Annotated in this window: 11 protein-coding genes; all 11 read left to right on the forward strand. The window is 35.3% G+C overall.

The window, feature by feature from the left end; all coding sequences use genetic code 11:
- Nucleotide 1: 1 nt before the first annotated feature.
- The 11 genes from A8L32_RS11375 to A8L32_RS11425 all read left to right on the forward strand — a co-directional run bounded on the left by A8L32_RS11375 (nt 2) and on the right by A8L32_RS11425 (nt 20,204).
- Nucleotides 2–226 carry a hypothetical protein gene (locus A8L32_RS11375; protein WP_066630692.1) on the forward strand — a complete coding sequence of 75 codons (225 nt, stop codon included), beginning with the start codon at nt 2–4 and terminating at the stop codon, nt 224–226.
- 52 nt (nt 227–278) lie between these two features.
- On the forward strand, nt 279–2,192 hold the full coding sequence (locus tag A8L32_RS11380) for a hypothetical protein (RefSeq protein ID WP_066630693.1): 1,914 nt from the start codon (nt 279–281) through the stop codon (nt 2,190–2,192).
- 79 nt (nt 2,193–2,271) lie between these two features.
- Complete coding sequence (gene rhaM, locus A8L32_RS11385) at nt 2,272–2,586, forward strand: L-rhamnose mutarotase (protein ID WP_066630695.1); 315 nt, start codon at nt 2,272–2,274, stop codon at nt 2,584–2,586.
- A 112-nt stretch (nt 2,587–2,698) separates the two neighbouring features.
- Nucleotides 2,699–3,691 carry a sugar ABC transporter substrate-binding protein gene (locus A8L32_RS11390; RefSeq protein WP_066630697.1) on the forward strand — a complete coding sequence of 331 codons (993 nt, stop codon included), beginning with the start codon at nt 2,699–2,701 and terminating at the stop codon, nt 3,689–3,691.
- Between the two features lie 61 nt (nt 3,692–3,752).
- The gene (locus A8L32_RS11395; RefSeq protein ID WP_066630702.1) at nt 3,753–7,298 is read left to right on the forward strand and encodes a sulfatase-like hydrolase/transferase; all 3,546 of its coding nucleotides are present in this window, start codon (nt 3,753–3,755) and stop codon (nt 7,296–7,298) included.
- A gap of 153 nt (nt 7,299–7,451) precedes the next feature.
- The gene (locus A8L32_RS11400) at nt 7,452–8,774 is read left to right on the forward strand and encodes a family 43 glycosylhydrolase (RefSeq protein WP_066630704.1); all 1,323 of its coding nucleotides are present in this window, start codon (nt 7,452–7,454) and stop codon (nt 8,772–8,774) included.
- Between the two features lie 459 nt (nt 8,775–9,233).
- Nucleotides 9,234–12,449 carry a SusC/RagA family TonB-linked outer membrane protein gene (locus A8L32_RS11405; protein WP_083631285.1) on the forward strand — a complete coding sequence of 1,072 codons (3,216 nt, stop codon included), beginning with the start codon at nt 9,234–9,236 and terminating at the stop codon, nt 12,447–12,449.
- A 12-nt stretch (nt 12,450–12,461) separates the two neighbouring features.
- Nucleotides 12,462–14,294 (forward strand): RagB/SusD family nutrient uptake outer membrane protein, encoded by a 1,833-nt coding sequence (locus tag A8L32_RS11410; RefSeq protein WP_066630706.1) that lies wholly within the window; start codon nt 12,462–12,464, stop codon nt 14,292–14,294.
- 39 nt (nt 14,295–14,333) lie between these two features.
- Nucleotides 14,334–17,390 carry a SusC/RagA family TonB-linked outer membrane protein gene (locus tag A8L32_RS11415; protein WP_066630707.1) on the forward strand — a complete coding sequence of 1,019 codons (3,057 nt, stop codon included), beginning with the start codon at nt 14,334–14,336 and terminating at the stop codon, nt 17,388–17,390.
- A gap of 51 nt (nt 17,391–17,441) precedes the next feature.
- Nucleotides 17,442–19,133 (forward strand): RagB/SusD family nutrient uptake outer membrane protein, encoded by a 1,692-nt coding sequence (locus A8L32_RS11420; protein WP_158027231.1) that lies wholly within the window; start codon nt 17,442–17,444, stop codon nt 19,131–19,133.
- A gap of 42 nt (nt 19,134–19,175) precedes the next feature.
- Nucleotides 19,176–20,204, forward strand: coding sequence for a DUF5627 domain-containing protein (locus tag A8L32_RS11425; RefSeq protein WP_066630710.1), 1,029 nt, complete (start codon nt 19,176–19,178; stop codon nt 20,202–20,204).
- The last annotated feature ends 422 nt before the right edge of the window (nt 20,205–20,626 follow it).

Raw genomic sequence — 20,626 nt, forward strand, 5'->3', positions numbered from 1 at the left:
GATGAAAATGAGTCTTAGTTTATCAGATATTAATTGCCCTCAAATAGAGTTTATATCACTCTATCATAACGAGGGTTATTCATCTTATATTTCAAGAGATAAGATAGATGCTGATGTTTTAAGAATTCTTGAGTATGTCTCTTTTCAATATGCTTTTATTAATATGATGGGAGGCGGATTTCTTATTGTTGATGGAATAAGAAAACAAATAGTATTTCGAAATTAAAAAGTTGAAATCTGCACATCAAAACAAAATTCTTAATAGGTAAAAGAATAAAATGAATAGAAGAAAATTTATTCAAAATATAGCCTTAGGTGGTATGGTCTGCGGTATATCTCTACCAGGCCTCTTTCAAAGTTGCACATCGAAAGAAAAAGATTCGGATGAATTTTTGGACTTAGTGAGTGGTTTGTTGAAGGAGTGGTGTGATGGTATGGTGAAAAACCAGATCATCAAACCAGATAATCTTGCAGAACATGGAGCTTTAGGTTGTCCTTCTTGTGGATTTATTCATGGACGTTGCATGGATGCTGTATACCCATTTATGTATATGGCGGATACTACTGGAGATAAAAAATACCTAGATGCAGCTATTTTAGTAATGAACTGGGCTGAGAATAATGTGTCACAAGAAGATGGTAGTTGGACGGTTATTCCTAACCCAAAATCGTGGCGCGGAATCAGTGTTTTTGGAGCCATTGCTTTAGGTGAAGCTTTGCATTATCATGGACATTTACTAGAAGAAGAATTAAAGAATAAATGGTATAAACGTTTGGATGAAGTTGGCGCGTATTTGCACAGAACATTCACGATGACTTTTACCAATGTAAATTATGGGTTTACGGCTGTTTATGCCATGAATCTGTTGGGTAAGGTGCTGAATAAACCTAAGTATACACAGCGCAGTCATGAGCTAGCTAAGGATGTAAAAAATTTCTTTACTGAACCTAATAAATTGTTGTTTGGAGAAGGAAAACCGAGCACCAAGAAGAGTGCAAAAGGATTGAGTTTTGTCGACTTAGGATATAATGTGGAAGAATCATTAAATGGACCATTGATGTATGCCATCCATGAAAATGATGAAGAGATGTTAGCTCTATTGAGTCAATCAATGGAAAGTCATCTGGAATTTATGTTGCCAGATGGAGCATGGGATAATAGTTGGGGTACTCGTCAGGCTAAATGGAGCTATTGGGGAAGTAGAACAACAGACGGTAGCCAAGTTACTTACGGCATCATGGCCAAGCATAATCCAGTATTTGGAACAGCTGCTGTAAAAAATACTGAGTTATTAAAACGATGTACTGCAGATGGTTTGTTACATGGAGGTCCGCATTATATTTCGCATGGTGTAAAACCTTGTATTCACCATACCTTTGCACATGCAAAACCTCTGGCTACCATCTTAGATATGGCCAAAGAGTTTTCTCATATCAACGGCAATACACCGTTGCCACGCACCAAGTCTTATGGTGTAAAGGAATTTCCAGAAGTGTCTACATGGTTGTTTTCATCCAATAATTGGAGAGGAACTGTAACTTCTTACGATGCTATATATAAGGAACATGTGCAGCAAGCTACTGGAGGATCTTTAGCTGTTCTTTATCACAATAAAGTGGGTACTTTGTTTGCAGCCAGTATGGCTAAGTATAAGATGGTTGAAAAAAACAATATGCAGCCATTACCAGGTGAGGATTTTGCCTTAACACCACGCATTGAATCGTATAAAGACGATAAATGGTATACTAATTTATTCGACCTTGAAGCAAAAGTGAATGTAGAAGACGAGAATGAAAAGATTGTTTTCGATGTGGAAGCTTCGTTAAGGGATGAAGATAGAAATATGATTGTGGATACAGCATCAACCTTTGATATTAGCTATGCTTGTACCAAAGACAAAATTGTGTTGAGTGCTAAACCAATAGAAGGACAAGAGATTAAACAGAAATCAGCAATGGTTCTTCCACTATTATCACCTTCAGGCGAGAAACTTACTCAAGTGAGTCCGCAGCTAATTGAAGTGCAAAAGCAAGAAGGTAAAGTAGTGCTTGAGTCGAATGTTCCCTTAATAATTAAGAAAACGGACAAAGGAAGAGTTTTTAATATGGTGCCAGGAGCAGAAGCAGTTCCAATTATTGCATACTTTACAAAAGAGGTGTCTGAAGTGATTTGTACAATTAGGGTAATTTAAAGAAGGTAGTTATAACTAAGGTCATTGGGGAAAGCCCAAACTACAGTGAGAAGGATATAAACTGAATAAAATATAAACAATGAAACGATTAGCTTTTAAAATGCATCTTAATGAAGGACAAAAACAAGAATACATCAAGCGTCATGATGAAATTTGGCCTGAATTAAAACAGTTATTAAAAGATGCTGGAGTAAGTGAATATTCTATTTTTTTGGATGAAGAGACCAATACACTTTTCGCTTTTCAAAAAGTAGATGGCGATGGTGGCTCTCAAGATTTAGGAAAAACCGATATTGTTCAGAAATGGTGGGCTTTTATGGCTGATGTAATGAAAGCTAATCCAGATAACTCTCCAGTCTCCACTGAGTTGGAAGAGGTGTTTTATATGGAATAGTACAATTCGCTTTTCTAGTTTAACGAAATATGTGAGTTTTGCTTTCTTGTTATATGTATGAGCTAATAGTATATGATGGTTTAAAATTGGCGTTATCAAAACAAGGTGAAATATGAAAGGTGTAATTAAATTAATTGTATTAGTTCTTTTTCTTGTAGGGTGCAGCAAAAAGGAAAAAGCAAAAGTAGGTTTCTTGCTGCCAGAAAGAGGCAGGTTTGTTACTGAGTCGCAATACTTCAAAGAACGAATCATTGAATTAGGTTATGAGCCTGTTATTGTTCAAACGACTTTTGATCCGATCGATCAACTAAATAAAGGTCACGAGCTTATCGATAATGAAGATTTGGACTTGTTAATGATAGCTGCAATAAATGGTAACACGATTGCTCCTTTAGTTAGAAAAGCTAAAAATAAAGATATACAGGTAATTGCTTATAATATGCTTATTAATAATGTAGCGTATGATGCATTTTTATCTGGAGATAACCAGCATTTATCGAATTTGTTTTTTCAGTCTGCCATAAAGGATCATCCAGAAGGTAATTATGTGATTTTGGGAGGTGATGCTTTTGATAGAAATGGTGATGAACTGAAAAAAGGTTTAGAAAGACTTCTTAAACCTTATGTAGATGAACAGAAAATAAACATAGTTTACAAAAGTGCTATTGAAGGATGGGATCGTAACATCGCTATGCATGAGTTTGAAAAAGTAGTGAATGCATATGGAGATGAGCTGGATGTTATTTTTACATGTAATGATGCAATGGCCGATGGTATCATTGAAGTGTTAGATAAATATGATTTTGATGAAGACGTTTTTATAAGTGGTCAGGATGCTGAATTAAATGGAGTAAGGAATGTATGGGCTGGAAAGCAGTCTATGACTATATATCATCCTCCTAAATCCTATGCCTATGGAGCTGCGGAGCTAGTAAATGCTTTGCTAAAACAAAAGCAAATTAATAAAATAACCAGCGAAGTTGTTTATAATGGCAAGATAGAAGTTCCAACTGTAATGGTGAAAGCCAAACTAATAACTAAAGAGAATATACAGGAAGAACTTATAGATACAGGGGTTTATACAATGGAAGAACTTGTTAAATAGGTCAAATAGTATTGTAGTGAAATAAAATTCTAATTCTAGAAGTAAATTAAGAATATATATAATGAAAAAGATTAGAGTCCAATTATTACTGATAAGTATTTTGCACATCGCAGTTTGTCAGCTTTATGCTACGGATAACCTGGATAAAGGTGTGGACGAAAAGGGAGATAAAAAGCCCAATGTAATTTTTATTCTTACCGATGATCAGCGCTGGAGTGCTTTAGGGTATGCTGGTAATGAGGAAATAAAAACGCCAGAGATGGATAAATTAGCGCAGCAAGGTGCATATTTTTCAAACGCAATTGCCACAACGCCAATTTGTTCTGCAAGTCGTTCCAGTATCTTTACTGGTGTACACGAGCGTACACACCGTTATACATTTCAAACTGGTGAGATGCGTAGCGAATTTATGGAAGAAGCCTATCCTAGGTTAATGAAGAATGCTGGTTATTACACTGGTTTCTTTGGTAAGTTTGGTGTTAAATTCTCGGGTAAAGAGGAGATGTTTGATGAAATTGAAGATTATGATAGAGCTAACCAGTATAAAGACTATCGTGGTTACTATTATCAAAAACTGAATGGAGATACAGTTCATTTAACCCGCTATACAGGACAAAAAGCACTTGATTTCATTGATGGAGCTCCAAAGGATCAGCCTTTCTGTTTGTCCTTAAGTTTTAGCGCGCCACATGCACATGACGGTGCACCATTGCAATATTTCTGGCAAGAAGAACCAAATAAATTGTACAATGATAAGGATATGCCAGAGGCAGACCTTACTGATGATAAATATTTTGAAGCCTTACCAAAACCAGTACGCGATGGATTTAACCGTTTGCGTTGGGGATGGAGATATGATACACCTGAAAAGTATCAACATAGTGTAAAAGGGTATTACCGTATGATTTATGGTATCGACCTTGAGATAGCAAAAATTAGAAAGAAGCTTGAAGAAACAGGACAGGATAAAAATACCGTTATTATACTTATGGGAGATAATGGTCAGTTTCTTGGTGAGCGTCAGATAGCGGGTAAATGGTTAATGTACGATAACTCTGTACGAGTACCTTTAATTGTATTCGATCCGCGTGCTGAAAATCATTTAGATGTGGAACAAATGGCATTGAATATTGATATTCCTGCTACAATTCTTGATTTAGCCGATGTTCAAATTCCTGAGCAATACCAAGGAAAAAGTTTAGCTTCTGTAGTCTCTGGCGAGGTTCAAGGGCTCAACAGAGATACCATTTTAATTGAGCACCTTTGGGAGTTTGATAATATTCCTCCAAGTGAAGGGGTAAGAACATCAGAATGGAAATATTTGCGTTATATCAACAACAAAAATTACGAAGAGCTATATAACCTAAAGAAAGATCCTAAAGAAATTAAGAACTTGGCTGGCAAAGCTAAATATCAAAAGATTCTTGAAGAGTTTCGTGCTAAAAATGATGAGTTAGCGGAGCGTTATGCCGACCCTTTTGCTGTGCGACCAACAGGTTTAGCTGTTGAGTTTATCAAGCAACCAGCAGGATTAAAAATTATTGACAGCAAGCCAGAGTTTAGTTGGTTGTTACCTACTTCCGCAGAAATTCAAAAAGGTTATCAAATTATAGTGGCTTCTTCAAAAGAAGCGATAGAAAAAAATAACGGAGATGTGTGGGATAGTGGAAATGTACGCAGTAATCAATCAACGGATGTTGAATTAGGAAGCGCGCCATTAAAAGAGAACACAACTTATTTCTGGAAAGTGAGATATTTCGATGCGTTAAATCGTATTTCAGAGTACTCAAAAGCACAAGAATTTACAACAGGGGAGTTTGGTGAAAAATTAACTTCGCACAATTCATTTTTAGTGGAGTATATTGAGCCTGCATCTTTCAATAAATTAGCTGACGGTAGCTACTTTATTGATTTTGGTAAACATGCTTTTGCTAATATGAATATTAATTACGAAGCTAAAAAGGCCGAAACTTTAACTATTCGTATTGGAGAGAAGTTGTTAAATGGTAAGATAGATAGAAAACCTGGAGGTACTATTCGCTATGCAGAAGTAAAGCTTAATGTAAAGCCTGGTAAAACAAGTTATCAATTGCCTTTAGTTGCCGATGAGCGTAATACCAATCATTTGGCAGTAGCTTTACCAGATTCTTTCCCGGTTTTATTGCCTTTCCGTTATGCCGAAATTGTTGGAGTATCAGGTCTTAAGGCTAGTGATGTAAATCAAGAGGCATACTTTTATAATTTTAATGATAATAATAGTTCATTTAAGAGTAATAACGATGTTCTAAACCAAGTTTGGGAGATGTGTAAGTATACGCAAAAAGCAACTTCTTTTGCGGGATATTATGTGGATGGAGATCGCGAACGTATCCCTTATGAAGCAGATGCATATTTAAATCAGTTAAGTCATTATAGCGTTGATAACGAGTATTCTATTGCGCGTAAAACCATTGAGTTTTTCTTTGTGAGTAAACCAACTTGGCCTACCGAATGGCAACTACATGTGGCCATGATGATGTACCAAGATTACATGTATACTGGCAACACTGAGTTAATTGAGAAATATTACGAGCGCTTAAAAGTAAAAACCTTAATGGAGTTAGAGGTTGAAGATGGTTTTATTAGTACTAAGTCTCCAAATCATAATGTTGATCTAATTAAAAGGCTTGGTTTTAGAGATACTACTCGTGTTTTGAAGGACATTGTAGATTGGCCTCCAAAAGCTAAAAACTTTGGAGGTAAAGGACCAATTCCTGGCGAACAGGATAATTACGTGTTCAAACGTATCAATACGGTTGTAAATGGCTTTTACTATCATAATATGAAAATTATGGAGCAATTTGCAACTATTCTTAATAAACCAGAAGAAGCTGTAGATTATGCTTATAAAGCTGCCAAGGTTAAAAAATCCATTAATGAGCAATTGTTCGATACCGAAAAAGGATACTACGTTGATGGTATAGGTACCGATCATGCTTCATTACATGCCAATATGATTCTATTGGCGTTTGATGTAGTTCCTGAGTCACGCAAGGCAAGTGTTGTTGAGTATGTTAAAACAAGAGGTATGGCGTGTAGCGTATATGGTGCACAATACCTGATGGAAGCTTTATATAATGCCAAGGAAGCTGATTATGCGTTAGAGTTAATGACGGCTACACATGATAGAAGTTGGTTTAACATGATTAACATCGGTTCTACCGTGGCCCTAGAAGCTTGGGATATGAAGTATAAAAGCAATGGAGACTGGAACCATGCTTGGGGAGCTGCTCCAGCTAATATAATTCCTCGTGGTATGTGGGGTATTCAACCAAAAACGGCAGGATTTGATGTGGTGACAATTAAACCTCAATTATCTACTTTAAAAGTAAGTTCTATTGAAGTACCTACAATTAAAGGTAACATCAGAGCAGACTATAAAAAAAGAGGAGCTAGGATGAAAGAGTACACGATAGAGTTACCAGCTAATATGGTAGGTGAGTTTGTGGTTGACCTTGCTTCCGAAGATGATATAAGTTTGAACGGACAAGCAGTTAACACTTCGTTCGGTTCAGTTAGGTTAAGTCCTGGAGTAAACAATATCAAAATAAAAGTAAACTCTTTTTAATGTAATAAACTATGTATGTAAAAAGTGAATGTAATCAATATACACTACCTACATAGGTTTTATAACTTTTAATATATCAAAAAAGGCTTTAATATTTTTATTAAAGCCTTTTTTAATTGTAATAATTACGCTTAAATTTTAATAAATGAATCTATGAAAAATCTAAAAAAACTTTTATTTCAAACTGTACTATTCTTAATGGTAAGTCATGCTTTTGCGGGAAATCCAATAAAAAATGGATTTGGTATGGCCGATCCACATTGCTATATTTTTAATGATAAAGCCTACCTTTTTACAACAAGGGATGCTGATAAAACGGCAAAAAAGTTCGTTATGCCTGATTGGCAAATATGGTCCTCAGAAGATTTGGTAGAGTGGAAGCTGGAACGATATATTTACCCTTCAGAAACCTGGATGGGCGAATCTGATAGGTGTTGGGCTACCGAAACGGTAACTAAAAATGGTAAGTACTATTTTTACTTTTCTAATGGTAATACCAATACAGGGGTTTTACTTGCTGATCAGCCTCAAGGGCCTTATCGTGATATACTTAAAAAACCTATGTTAGATGTTGATTTAAGCTCTACAAAGGAATATGATCCAACCGTTTTAGTAGATGATGATGACAAGGCTTACATTATGTTTGGTCACCATATTCAAGGAGATAAGGCGCTAAATTGGTTTATCGCAAAGCTCAATGATGATATGGTTTCTCTAGCTGAGGAACCTAAGGAGATTATTCTTGAGAATGTATTGGACCATATGCAAGCAAACGATAAACCCAATCTTCATAAGCACAATGGGTATTATTATTTGTCTGCAGGTTCTCATTATGCTATATCAAAAAGTATTTACGGGCCATATAGTGTAAAAGGTAATTCTGGTAATGGGGAATATGGTTTAAGTAGCCGTGCCCATGGTAATTATTTCACATGGAATAATCAATGGTTTCATACATGGTGTCATTTTCATTTAGGTAAAGAGGTGGCTCGATATCGAGAATCGTACATGACGTATTTGCATTATACTAATGATGGTAAGATGGTTAGTGATGTTGACTTTTTAACTGCGCACTTTGAAACTGGAGTAGGGCAGTATGATGCAGAGTGGAACTGTATACAAGCAGAATGGTATATGAAAGCCGAAGATATTGAGAAAAATGAATGTGTTTTAGGCGGCTTTCAAGTAGTTAGCATTAAAGATGGAGCAAGTATTACTTTTCCTAATATGACTAATTTGAGCGAGCAAAAGTCAATAAAGTTGCATGTGGCATCTACTAAAGATGCGGTAATCGAGGTTAGGTCAGGGGACTGTAATGGGGCATTGCTAGGTAAGGCTTTTATTAAAGCAACTAAAAAAAATGACTTTGTTTTAGTTACCTGTGAATTATACGATTTAAGTGAGGTTGAAGATATTTGTTTCCGGTTTGTAGGAGAGGAAGCCAGTATTCAATTAGACTATTTTAGTTTTAGGTGATAAAAATATTAAATGTAACACATGGTTTATTTTTGCACAAGTGTTAGGTTTTTGATGCTAGTAGCACTAAAGTTTCTCCGCCCAAATGTATTGCGCAATGTAATGTTGGTTTATACTTTTAACATATTCCATACTAAATGCCAAACAAAAGTAGGTATTGAGTTGTTGCGGCAGAAAATATTTTCTAAATGATTCATAATGGGGTTAATATTTCCTAAAAAAGTCAATATAATGTTATAACTTAGGGTGTGATGCATGTTAGTTTAGCCCAAAAACAGTAGTGTTGATAGTGTTTTGTTAAAAAATGATATTTTTCTATGTAACTCATAGCTCAGTTTGAACTATGAGTTCAAATATGGTTTATTTATTAAATTTTGTGGTTTGATATTGAAATGCTAAAGCTGTCTCATCATATACTTTTGCTATATCAGAAATACTATTTAATCTAAATGAAAGTTTATGAAAAAAAGCAAAAACAGGATTCCAATATTAAGGAATGCTAAGAAATTAGTTTTAACAATGAAATTGTGCTTGTTTTTAATGACGGCTATATCAGTTCCATTGATGGCTAATATAGATGAGGAGACTGTTTCTAATGAGTATGAGAATATTCAACAAGATGATAGAACTTTAACAGGAACAGTTACCGATATTAATGGAGAACCATTACCTGGAGTTGCTGTAATGGTAAAAGGTACTACTATAGGTACTATAACTAACTTTGATGGTGTTTTTACATTCACAGTTCCAGAAACTGCAGAATTTTTGGCAGTATCCTTTATTGGATTTGCAACGCAAGAGCTTACTATTGGAACCAACACCAAATTCAGTATAACATTAAAGGAAGATAACGTAGGTCTTGAAGAGGTTGTTGTTGTTGGTTATGGTGTTCAGAAGAAAGAAAGTGTAGTTGGTTCTATTACTCAAGCTACAGGTGCTGAATTACAAAAAGCTGGTGGTGTAAGTAATGTAGGAGAAGCCTTGCAAGGTCGCCTTCCTGGTGTTACTACATTAGCGGGAAGTGGATTACCAGGAGAAAGTGATCCTCAGATATTTATTCGTGGTCAAAGTTCATGGAATGGTGGTGGACAACCATTAATTCTTGTTGATGGTATCGAAAGAACGATGAGTGATATTGATATGAATGAAATTGATCAGATGTCTGTTTTAAAAGATGCATCTGCAACTGCAGTATTTGGTGTAAAAGGTGCAAATGGTGTAATATTAATTACTACCAAACGTGGTAAAACAGGAAAGGCTCAATTAAGCGTATCTGCCAATACCACGATAAAGATGATTTCAAAACTTCCAGAAAAGTTAGATTCTTATGATGCTGCCATGGTAAGTAATGAAGCTATTATGATGGAGTTGATGCATTCAGAAGGCTCTTGGAATGAGTATACACCAATGGGTATTGCTGATAAATATCGTAATCCTTTAACTGAGGAAGAGCGTTATAAATATCCAAATGTGGATTGGAGAGATGAAACCATTAAAGATTTTGCACAGGATTATCGTGTTAACTTATCGGTACGAGGAGGAAGTGATTTTGCCAAGTATTTTGGTAGTTTATCATACCAGTCTGTAAGAGACATTATTAATGGTAAAAAATATGATAGCGGTAAAGGTTATTTTGGTGAGTACAGTTACGATAGAATGAATTATCGAACTAATATTGATTTTAATATTACAAAATCTACTAAAGTATCTGTAAACCTCTCTGGTTTTGTTGGAGTGCAGGTAAAACCTGTGGATAACTTAAATACAGTTGTAAATGGACTTTACGAGATGGCTCCTAACTTATATACTCCTGTATATCCTGATGGAATATATGGTAGATATGACGAGAGTGACCCTTTTGGTTGGAAAAACTCGGTTGTTCAATTAACAAATACAGGGTATAATACCTATAATAAATTCCAAATTAACAGTGATTTTGAGCTGGAGCAGAAACTTGACTTTATTACTAAAGGGTTAAAGGTTAGAGGAAGATTATCGATGGATAATAATATGAGCACTCAGCAAAAATTGGTTGATCAAGGAACTAATGGTGATAACGTTACTTATAGACATTATGATGCAGCGGGGGATGAGTTTATTTTCCCTGATGCAGGAGTCAATGATTTTAGTTATGTTGAAGCACCATGGACTTTACAAGCGCCAGAATATAAGGCGAATACAAGACAGCGTAGAATGAACTATGAGGTTCACCTTAACTATAGCCGTACTTTTGCAGCAAAACATTCTGTTTCTGCTTTATTCTTATGGAAGAGAGAAGAGTTTACTAACAATGATAGTATGTTTCCTATATTTCGTGAGGACTGGGTAAGTAGATTGACTTATAACTACGATACTAGATATTTTATTGATGTAAATGGTGCGTATAATGGTTCCGAAAGATTTGGTAGAGGTTATCGTTTCGACCTTTTCCCATCGGTTGCTTTAGGTTGGATGATCTCAAACGAATCATTTATGAGTGATTTCGATTGGATCGACAAAATAAAAGTAAAAGGTTCATATGGTCTGGTTGGAGATGATAATTTTGGGAATAGAAGACATAGGTATCAAACTAACTGGACAAGTGGAGGTAATGCTTTTCTTGTACCAACTGATATGGATGGAAGGTCTCCTTATGTATTTTATAAAGAAGCCAGTGTAGGAAACCCCAATTTACAATGGGAAACAGCTGTTAAGTCTAACCTAGGAGCTGAGGTCTCGTTATGGAGAGGAAAAGTGACTGCTGACTTCGATTATTTTATGGAAGATAGAGACAATATTATGATGATTGGATCTAGTAGAAGTGTACCTGATTTTTATGGTGCAGCACCTCCAGATTATAATAGTGGACAGGTAGAGGTAAGAGGATATGAATTAGTGTTGGGTGTAAACCATACCTTTGGAAATGGAATTAATGCTTGGGCTAAATATAACATCACCGATGCTAAGGATGAAGTAGTATATAGAGAAGATCCTGAATTACGTCCTTTCTATCAAAAAGCGGAAGGTTACCCTATTGGTCAGCAAAGAACTGCCATTCCTGGAGATGTTTTAACAAGTTGGGATGATGTTTATATGTCTACACCTAAAAATGCAGGTCAGAGTTTCACACGTGTTGGTTATTATGATGTAGTTGACTTTGATGGTAACGGAAACTATGATAGTGCTTATGATAACGCACCTTTTGGATATCCGGTTCGACCGCAAAAAACATGGACTCTTACTACAGGAGCAGGTTATAAAGGAATTAATTTAATGGTGATGTTTTATGGAACACAAAACAGTATCAGAAAATATAATTCAAGAGATTTCACAAAACAAACAAATCTGTTTTTCGAGCATAACTTAGACTATTGGTCTAAAGAAAATCCAAATGGAACTCTAACAATGCCGGAATGGTCGGTTGGACAAGGTGCAACTAATCCTCGTGCTAACTATTTTGATTCATCTGTATTGCGTCTTAAAACAGTGGAATTATCTTATCAATTTCCGGCAAAAGTATGTGAAAAGTTAGGTGTTAGTTCTCTTAAAGTTTTTGCTAATGGTAATAACCTTTACCTATGGTCAGATCTTCCTGATGATAGAGAATATAATGGTGCAGGTACAGCAGATTCTGAATTTAGAGGTGATTATCCAACCTTGAAAAGATTTAACTTCGGTTTAAACTTAAATTTCTAAAACAGTAAAGAGATGAAAAGATATATATTAAACTCACTACTTGTTATAGCGCTTGTGCTGTCCTTTGGTTGTGAGGATTACTTAGATAAAGCACCAGAATCAATCATCGCCGAAGGGGATGTATTTAAAGATTTTGAGCATGCGCAAGGTTTTGTTGAAGAAATGTACAATTTAATTGTTGAATATGGTCAGTCTTCACATACGTTCCAGGATTATTTATTTAGCGACGAAACAACTGTTTGGGCTACATGGATGCCAAGTAATAATATTGATAGAGGAAACTTGATGTTTTGGGTAAATAACAAATACTGTTATTTTACTAATAATTGGACTACATCAAATAAAAATAATAGTAACAATACGGCCCCACGTTTCAGACCTGGCGTATATGAAGGTAGCTTAACGGGTATTCGTAAAGCCAACCTTGCTATAGAAAACATCGATTTAATGATTGATGCTACGCAAGATGAAAAAGACATTATTTTAGGACAAGCCTATTTTTTTAGAGCCTTTTTTCATCATGAGATCATGAAATTTTGGGGACGTTATCCTTACATTAAAGAAGTAATTAGTGATAATTACAAATTAAAGCGTCCAGAAACTTATAGAGAATGTGCTTTAGAGGCTGATGCAGATTTTGATAGAGCGATTGCTTTATTACCAATGGATTGGGATGATAAATCGTATGGATCAGAAACATTAGGAGATAATAAAGGGAGAATTAATAAAATTACTGCTTATGCCATGAAGGGCAAAAACCTTTTATTAGCTGCAAGTCCGTTAATGCATTTTAATAATGGTTCCAATATTAATACATATGAGTATGATGTTGAATTGTGTAATATGGCCGTAGATGCATTTGCAGAGGTGCTTAAAGCTCAGGATGGTGTTAGATATGGTTTAGTTCCATTTGATAGAATAGAAGAGGTATTTTGGAAAACGGGTAATAACCAAACATGGGCAGGTAGCACAGAGTATATTTTTAGTGGTCCTACCGGAAATGTTAATAATAATAGATGGTTTATGTCTACAGGTATGCCTAAAGTAGTTTCAGGACAGTCTACGTCCATGCATAGCCCTACACATAGTTTCATTTATAATACTTTTGGAATGGCCAATGGTCTTTCAATTGAAGATGATTTGAGTGGTGCATATGGTCCTACTACCTATGATCCTACAAAACCATTCGAAAATCGCGACCCAAGATTTTATAAGTGGATTACTATTGATGGTGATGTATTAGGTACTAAAGCTTCTGTACCAGCTAAGTATAAAATAGCACAACTATATACAGGAGGTGAGCTTCGTAAAAAGAATTCATCACAATCGGGATATCTTTTTAAGAAATTTTACCCTACTCTTCATAGTAAGTGGAATAATACGATGAACCAAAATCATGCAATACGCATGCATGTTAGACTTACAGATGTTTATTTAATGTATGCAGAAGCATTACATGCGGCAAAAGGGGCTACTACAGCACCTGCTTCGTATAGCCTGACTGCAGAACAAGCTATTAACACGCTTCGTCAGAGAGCTGGTGTTGATCCTGTTAATGCGTTAATTGTAGCGGATAGTAATAAGTTTATGGATGAGTTAAGACGCGACAGAAGTACTGAGTTATGTTTTGAGGCTCATAGATGGGTAGATATTCGTCGTTGGGGTGTTGCACATTTAGATAAGTATAAAGTTAAAACAGCGCTTGATTTTCCTCAGGATCATTCTTATTTCCAGGAAAGTGTTCTAATTGAAAGGGTATGTGATTATCCAAAACACTTTTGGTTACCATTTGAAGCCAATCAAACACAGTTTTACGAAGGTTTCCCACAAAACCCAGGTTGGTAGTGTTATCGATTGGATTTAATAAAATTTAAAGAAAAAAAGATGAAGAAAAATAAATTATATAAGTTACTTTTTCTGGGGTTCCTGGTAATATTTTGTTTTGCCAGTTATGCAGGCGCTCAAAAGAAAGGTACAGATGTAACAGCAACCATAGTTGATGAAAATGGGGCTCCTATTAGTGGAGTTAGTATTTTAGCTTCCAAAGGAGCTAATACAACTACAGATGCTGAAGGTAAGTTTGAACTTACGGTTTCTGGAAATAAAGCTATTGTTATTGAGAAAGAAGGTTACGAAACACAGTTTTTAAGTATTGCTGATCTTGTTGGTAATATTTCACTAACGAAAACTACTTTCTTGGCTTCAGAAAAAGATATCGTAAAAATGGGTATTGCCACCGAATACAGACGTAATATGGTGGGGGCTGTATCATCTATTACGCCAAAGGAGCATTTAACATACGATAATACACAAAGAGTAAGAGATTATATTGATGGTTTGTTATTAGGTGTAAAAGGTTCTTCTAACATTAGAGGTTTAGGAAATGCGTTATTTGTAATTGATGGTGTTATTGGTCGTAGTCCCGATTTATTGAATATGGAAGAGGTAGACCAAATCGCAGTTCTGAAAGATGCAAATGCATTTGCCCTTTATGGTAATCAAGCTAAAAATGGGGTTATTGTTATCAATACCAAACGAGGTAAAGTAAATGATAGACAAGCTAATGTAAATATTCGATATGGTATAAAACAACCTGTAGCGTTACCAAAGTATTTGGGATCAGCTGATTATATGGAACTATTTAATGAAGCTAAATTAAATGATGCCATTAGAGCAGGAAGTGATATTACTGGTTTTATTCCTCCATATGCCCAAGAGGAAATAGACAATTTCAGAAATAGCACAAACAAGTATAAATATCCAAGTACAGATTTTTATAGTGATGAATACCTACGTTCTTTTGCTAATACTGCTGATATCATCACTGAATTTTCTGGAGGAGATGAAAAAACACAGTATTATATAAATATGGGAATGAGACATGAGCAATCGCTTGTTGAAACTAACCCAGATGCCAACGTAGGAACAAACCGTTTTAATGTGCGTGGTAATATTGATTTTAGAGTGAACGATTGGATTAAAAGTAGTGTTGATGGAGTTGCGGTAATAAATACAAATAAAAGCGCATTAACTAATTTGCTAAGTGCAGGTACTACTTTTAAGCCTAATTCATATACTCCTTTGCTTCCTGTATCTTTAGTAGATACAATTGGAAGACCAGATCTTGCTGGACAAATTGATGCCGCTAGAACCTATGATGGTATGTTATTAGGAGGAACGCAACAATTTCAAAATGGTCCTGTTGCCAATGTTATTGGTGGAGGTTATAGAAAATCAACGTTCCGTTCAACACAGTTTAATAATTCTATCGACTTTGATTTAACAGGAATCACGGAAGGGCTTTCTGCTAGAACATATTTAAGTTTTGACTTTTATGATTCTTATAATGTGTCGATTAATAATAAGTACTCTGTATATGAGCCAACTTGGGAAAATGATTCAATTATTGGATTAGCTAAACATGGTGGTCCTGATCAAAAGGATTTAACTGAGACAGTAAGTACTGTTGATTTTACTGCTCGTTATGGTTTTTATGGTTTATTAAATTATAAAAAAGCGATTAACCAAAATCACTTTATTAATACTACTTTCTTAGGGTATGTAAGTTCAGAAAATACAGACGGAAGAATTCAAGAAGATAATAATGCACACCTTGGTTTACAAGTTTCTTATGATTATAAAAAGAAATTGTTTGCTGATTTTAGTGGGGCATATGTAAACTCAATTAAACTTCCTGAAGGCAAAAGAGGTGGATTTTCTCCAACATTTGGTTTAGGATATATTTTAAGCGAAGAGTCGTTTATGAAGAATGTAGAGTTTATCGATTTTCTAAAATTAAAAGCTTCTGCGGGTGTTGTTAAGTCTGACTTAGGTATTGGAAGTTACTACTTGTACAATGAAACGTATGCAGATGGTGGAGCATTTGGATGGGCAGATGGATTAAGTACTAACCAATCAAAGAATATGTCGCAGGGGGCTAACCCAAATATGACATATGAAGAGCGTATTGACCTAAATATTGGATTTGAAAGTTATTTTATGAAATCACTTTGGATAGAGTTTAATTACTTTAAAAGTGATATTGACAAACAGTTAACTACATTTAATACTGTATATCCTTCATATTATAATACGTTCAGACCAATGGATAACTATAACATGGATAGCTATTCAGGATTTGAACTTGGAATGGATTATTTAAAAACATTCAATGATTTTTCAGTAAAAGTAGGAGGAAACATCATGTATGCGCAATCGGAGGTTGTAAAACGCGACGAGCTTTATGAAGACGAATACCAAAATAGAACTGGGAAACCAAGAAATGCTATTTTTGGTTTAGAGGATAATGGGTTTTATACCGAAAGTGATTTTACTACGGATGCAGATGGAAAGTTGATTTTAAACGATGGACTTGCTGTTCCTACATTTGGTGCTGTAATACCTGGTGATTTAAAATATGTAGATCAAAATAATGATGATATTATTGATAGCAGAGATCAGGCTCATATTGGTCAGTCTGGTAATCCATGGTCGTACGGAGTTAATCTTAGGTTAAAGTATAAAGGTCTTAGCTTATTTGTATTAGGAGCTGGTCAGTTTGGTGGAGAAGCTAATTTATCAAACAACTATTATTGGGTAGATGGAAATGATAAATATTCAGAAGTAGTTACTGGAAGATGGACTTCGGAAACAGCCAATACAGCTACTTACCCAAGGTTAAGTGCGCAGAAAGATGGACACAATATGCAAAGATCCACGTTTTGGATGTATAACAATAGTTTCTTTAAGATTCAGCGTGCTCAGTTGACCTATGAGTTCAGTAAGGACCTGTGTCAGAAAATTAGGATGAAAAACTTAAGTGTGAATGTTACAGGTTTTAATCTGTTACATGTTGCAGAGAATAGAGAAATTCGTGAGTTAAATATTGGAGGTAGTCCTCAGTATAGAACTTTTATGCTTGGTTTAAGAACGTCATTTTAATTCAAACACAAAAATTTAGATTAAATGAAAAATATAATAAAATATATAACTATGGCACTAGTTTTTGCAAGCATGATTGCTTGTGAAAACCTAGAGCCAATTGATGAAAATCGATTGACTATCGATTATATAGGTAGTGATCCCGGATCGGCAGAAGGTGTATTGTTAAAAGGATATAAGGGTTTAATTAACCAATATGCTTTTTCTGAAGCAGCTACAGATGATGCTGTAAATAATCAGTTAGATAACGGATATAAACGTATTGCAACAGGAGAGTTATCTGCTCAGTATATGCCAGGAGTTTCGCGTTGGAATAAGTTTGAAACGGTATTTTATTTAAACCATTTTTTAGAAATTGCTGAAGCAGGTAAGGTAAGATGGCATCTTGATTCAAGAATGAATCAGTTATTTGAAGACCGTTTGAAAGGTGAAGCATTAGGTCTTAGAGGTTTGTATCATTTTTATGTGTTGCAAGCACATGCTGGAGTGGGAACATCAGGTAATTTAACGGGAGTTCCGTATTTTACTGAATTTACAAAAGCAGATGGTAATTTTAATGTTCCACGTTTGTCATTTGAAGCCACTGTGGAGAATATTATGGCGGACTTTGACCAAGCTATAGAATTATTACCTTCAGTTTATACAGCAATTGAGTCGGAAAAAGATGACAAATACGCTGATGTACCAATTGACACCTTTTCAGTAGTAAATGGTCCTCAATATAAGTTAAGGTTAACTAGTAATATAGTACAAGGGCTGAAAGCTCGATTAGCTTTATTTGCAGCAAGTCCTGCTTATTTAAATGGACAAGGATACTACGAAACTGCAGCTGAAACTGCAGCAAAAGTATTAAATAAAAATGGTGGAATAGCTGGTTTAGACCCTGATGGTATTGAGTATTATACATCAGATAACTCTATCAATACGGGTGAAATGTTATGGCGTTCGCAATTAGGTGGCGATAACGATACCTATGAGAGAAGAATGTATCCTCCATCTGCATTTGGTTCTGGTGAGGTTAATCCAACCCATAACTTGGTTATGGCTTTCCCAATGGCAAATGGATATCCTGCAACCGAAGCAAATGGCTTTGATCCACAAGCTCCATATACGAACAGAGATCCACGTTTACAAAAATATATTGTAACAAATGGATCATCTATCGGAGGTTCTACCATTAACTCTGGTTACGGAGGTGGTGCCGACCGTGTAGATTCTATTCCAGAGCAGTCTACAACTACTGGTTATTACCTAAGAAAATTACTTCGTCCGGATGTAACGATCTCTAATATCGGTTCAACAAAGAAAAAGCATTATAATGTTTATTTTAGGTATACCGAACTATTTCTTATACTAGCAGAAGCGGCCAATGAAATTGGAGGCCCTGATTATGCTGTGGAAGGAATAAGTGCTCGTGATGTTATTGCAGCTATTAGAGAAAGAGCAGGGATTACTCAACCAGACGGTTACTTGACTAGCACAACAACTAAAGAAGCTATGAGAGAATTGATACGTAACGAGCGTCGTTTAGAACTTTCTTTTGAAGGACATAGGTTTTGGGATCTTAGAAGATGGGATATGGATCTAAATGAAACAGCCACTGGTTACTATAATGACGGTACCCAATATGAAGAGTTGCCTACGGTAGAAAACAGAGATTATCCAGATCACGCTACTTATATGCCAATTCCTTATAAAGAGGTTTTAAAGTTCTCAGCGCTGGAGCAAAACAATGGCTGGTAAAAGCCATTGAGTTATTTATATGAATAAGAAAAATCATTAGATATGAAAACAAAATTATTAATACTATTCGCGGTTGCTTTAGGTTTTATTGCTTGCGAGAACCAAGATAAGGAATACGACGATTTTGGTAGTACGGCTGTATATTTTCCATTTCAACGTCCAGCTAGATCATTGATTCTAGGTAAGTATGACTTAGGTTTTAATGATAACGACAATAATCACCGTTTTGAAATTGGTGTTACTATGACGGGTGTGTATGCTAACAAAGCGGCAAGAAAAGTACATTTTGCTGTTGCTCCAGAACTATTAAATGGAGTAGCAAATGTACAAGCATTGCCATCTAGTTATTATACAATTGAAATTGAGAGTCCTGTAACTATTCCTGCTGGCTCAATAAAAGGTAGGATTCCAGTACAATTGACAGAGGATTTTTTCAATGATCCTTTAGCGTTTCATGGCACTAAAGATTCTGTGAATTATGTAGTTCCATTGCTAATTACTGAAATAGAGAATTTAGATACGCTTTTACAAGGACTTCCATTAGTTGAGAATCCTTTAAGAGTAAAAGCTGACGATTGGGAAATAGAACCTAAAGATTATACACTATATGGAATTAAATTTATCAATAAATTTCATGGTAAATATCTTCGTAGAGGTGCTGATGAAGCAACAGATGCGACTGGAGAAAAAGTAACAACAGTATATCACGCAGAATATGTTGAAAGAGATGAGATTGTAAAGTTGACCACAACAGGAAACGACAAGGTTGAACTGTCGAATATTGTTAGGCGTGATGGTGGTAGTCCTGGTAACGTTAATATGGAATTATCATTTAATGCAGAAGGTAATTGTATTATTACAAGCTTCGATGAAGATGCGTATAATGTTTCAGGTTCAGGTAAATATGTTGAAGATGGAGACGAATGGGGTGGAGAAAAACGAGATGTGATTTACCTTGATTATACTTATACTGATGCGGTAAATAATGAAACTCATGCAGTAAAAGATACTTTAGTTATACGTAATAGAGATGTAGTATTCGAGGAGTTTGATATAGTATTATCGGAGTAGTAATAAGGTAATACTTTAAAGTAGTGTAAAAGGAGCCCTTCTGATTTGATAATCAGAGGGGCTTTTTATTATCAATAGGTTTGGACTGGGTTTACTTTTAAGTTATAGATAGGAATCTTGCTTTTATAATATTGCCCAATATACCACGTCGTCCTAGGCAGCACTACTAAAATTATGGAGGAAAAAGTGCTCTGCGTTATTCCTCATTTTTAAGAATGAGTGGGGAGGAGGTTATTGTTTTAAAAGCAAAATACCCGATGCCATAGGTGAATAGCTACCTTAATAATTTAAGTATAAATTATTAATATCATTGAATTTTAGCAATGAGCGAATAGCATGAAGCTTGCTAGATATAATTGTAAAAATAGATATCGCCATCGTTAACAGCTACGGCGATATTTTTTAACGATGTATAAGTAAAA

Source organism: Labilibacter marinus (assembly GCF_001659685.2).
GTDB lineage: Bacteria > Bacteroidota > Bacteroidia > Bacteroidales > Marinilabiliaceae > Saccharicrinis > Saccharicrinis marinus.

What these genes read in the sequence shown, in the direction of transcription:
- A8L32_RS11375 (WP_066630692.1), top strand. Translation starts at nt 2, where the DNA reads ATGAAAATGAGTCTTAGTTTATCAGATATTAATTGCCCTCAAATAGAG.
- A8L32_RS11380 (WP_066630693.1), top strand. Translation starts at nt 279, where the DNA reads ATGAATAGAAGAAAATTTATTCAAAATATAGCCTTAGGTGGTATGGTC.
- rhaM (WP_066630695.1), top strand. Translation starts at nt 2,272, where the DNA reads ATGAAACGATTAGCTTTTAAAATGCATCTTAATGAAGGACAAAAACAA.
- A8L32_RS11390 (WP_066630697.1), top strand. Translation starts at nt 2,699, where the DNA reads ATGAAAGGTGTAATTAAATTAATTGTATTAGTTCTTTTTCTTGTAGGG.
- A8L32_RS11395 (WP_066630702.1), top strand. Translation starts at nt 3,753, where the DNA reads ATGAAAAAGATTAGAGTCCAATTATTACTGATAAGTATTTTGCACATC.
- A8L32_RS11400 (WP_066630704.1), top strand. Translation starts at nt 7,452, where the DNA reads ATGAAAAATCTAAAAAAACTTTTATTTCAAACTGTACTATTCTTAATG.
- A8L32_RS11405 (WP_083631285.1), top strand. Translation starts at nt 9,234, where the DNA reads ATGAAAAAAAGCAAAAACAGGATTCCAATATTAAGGAATGCTAAGAAA.
- A8L32_RS11410 (WP_066630706.1), top strand. Translation starts at nt 12,462, where the DNA reads ATGAAAAGATATATATTAAACTCACTACTTGTTATAGCGCTTGTGCTG.
- A8L32_RS11415 (WP_066630707.1), top strand. Translation starts at nt 14,334, where the DNA reads ATGAAGAAAAATAAATTATATAAGTTACTTTTTCTGGGGTTCCTGGTA.
- A8L32_RS11420 (WP_158027231.1), top strand. Translation starts at nt 17,442, where the DNA reads ATGGCACTAGTTTTTGCAAGCATGATTGCTTGTGAAAACCTAGAGCCA.
- A8L32_RS11425 (WP_066630710.1), top strand. Translation starts at nt 19,176, where the DNA reads ATGAAAACAAAATTATTAATACTATTCGCGGTTGCTTTAGGTTTTATT.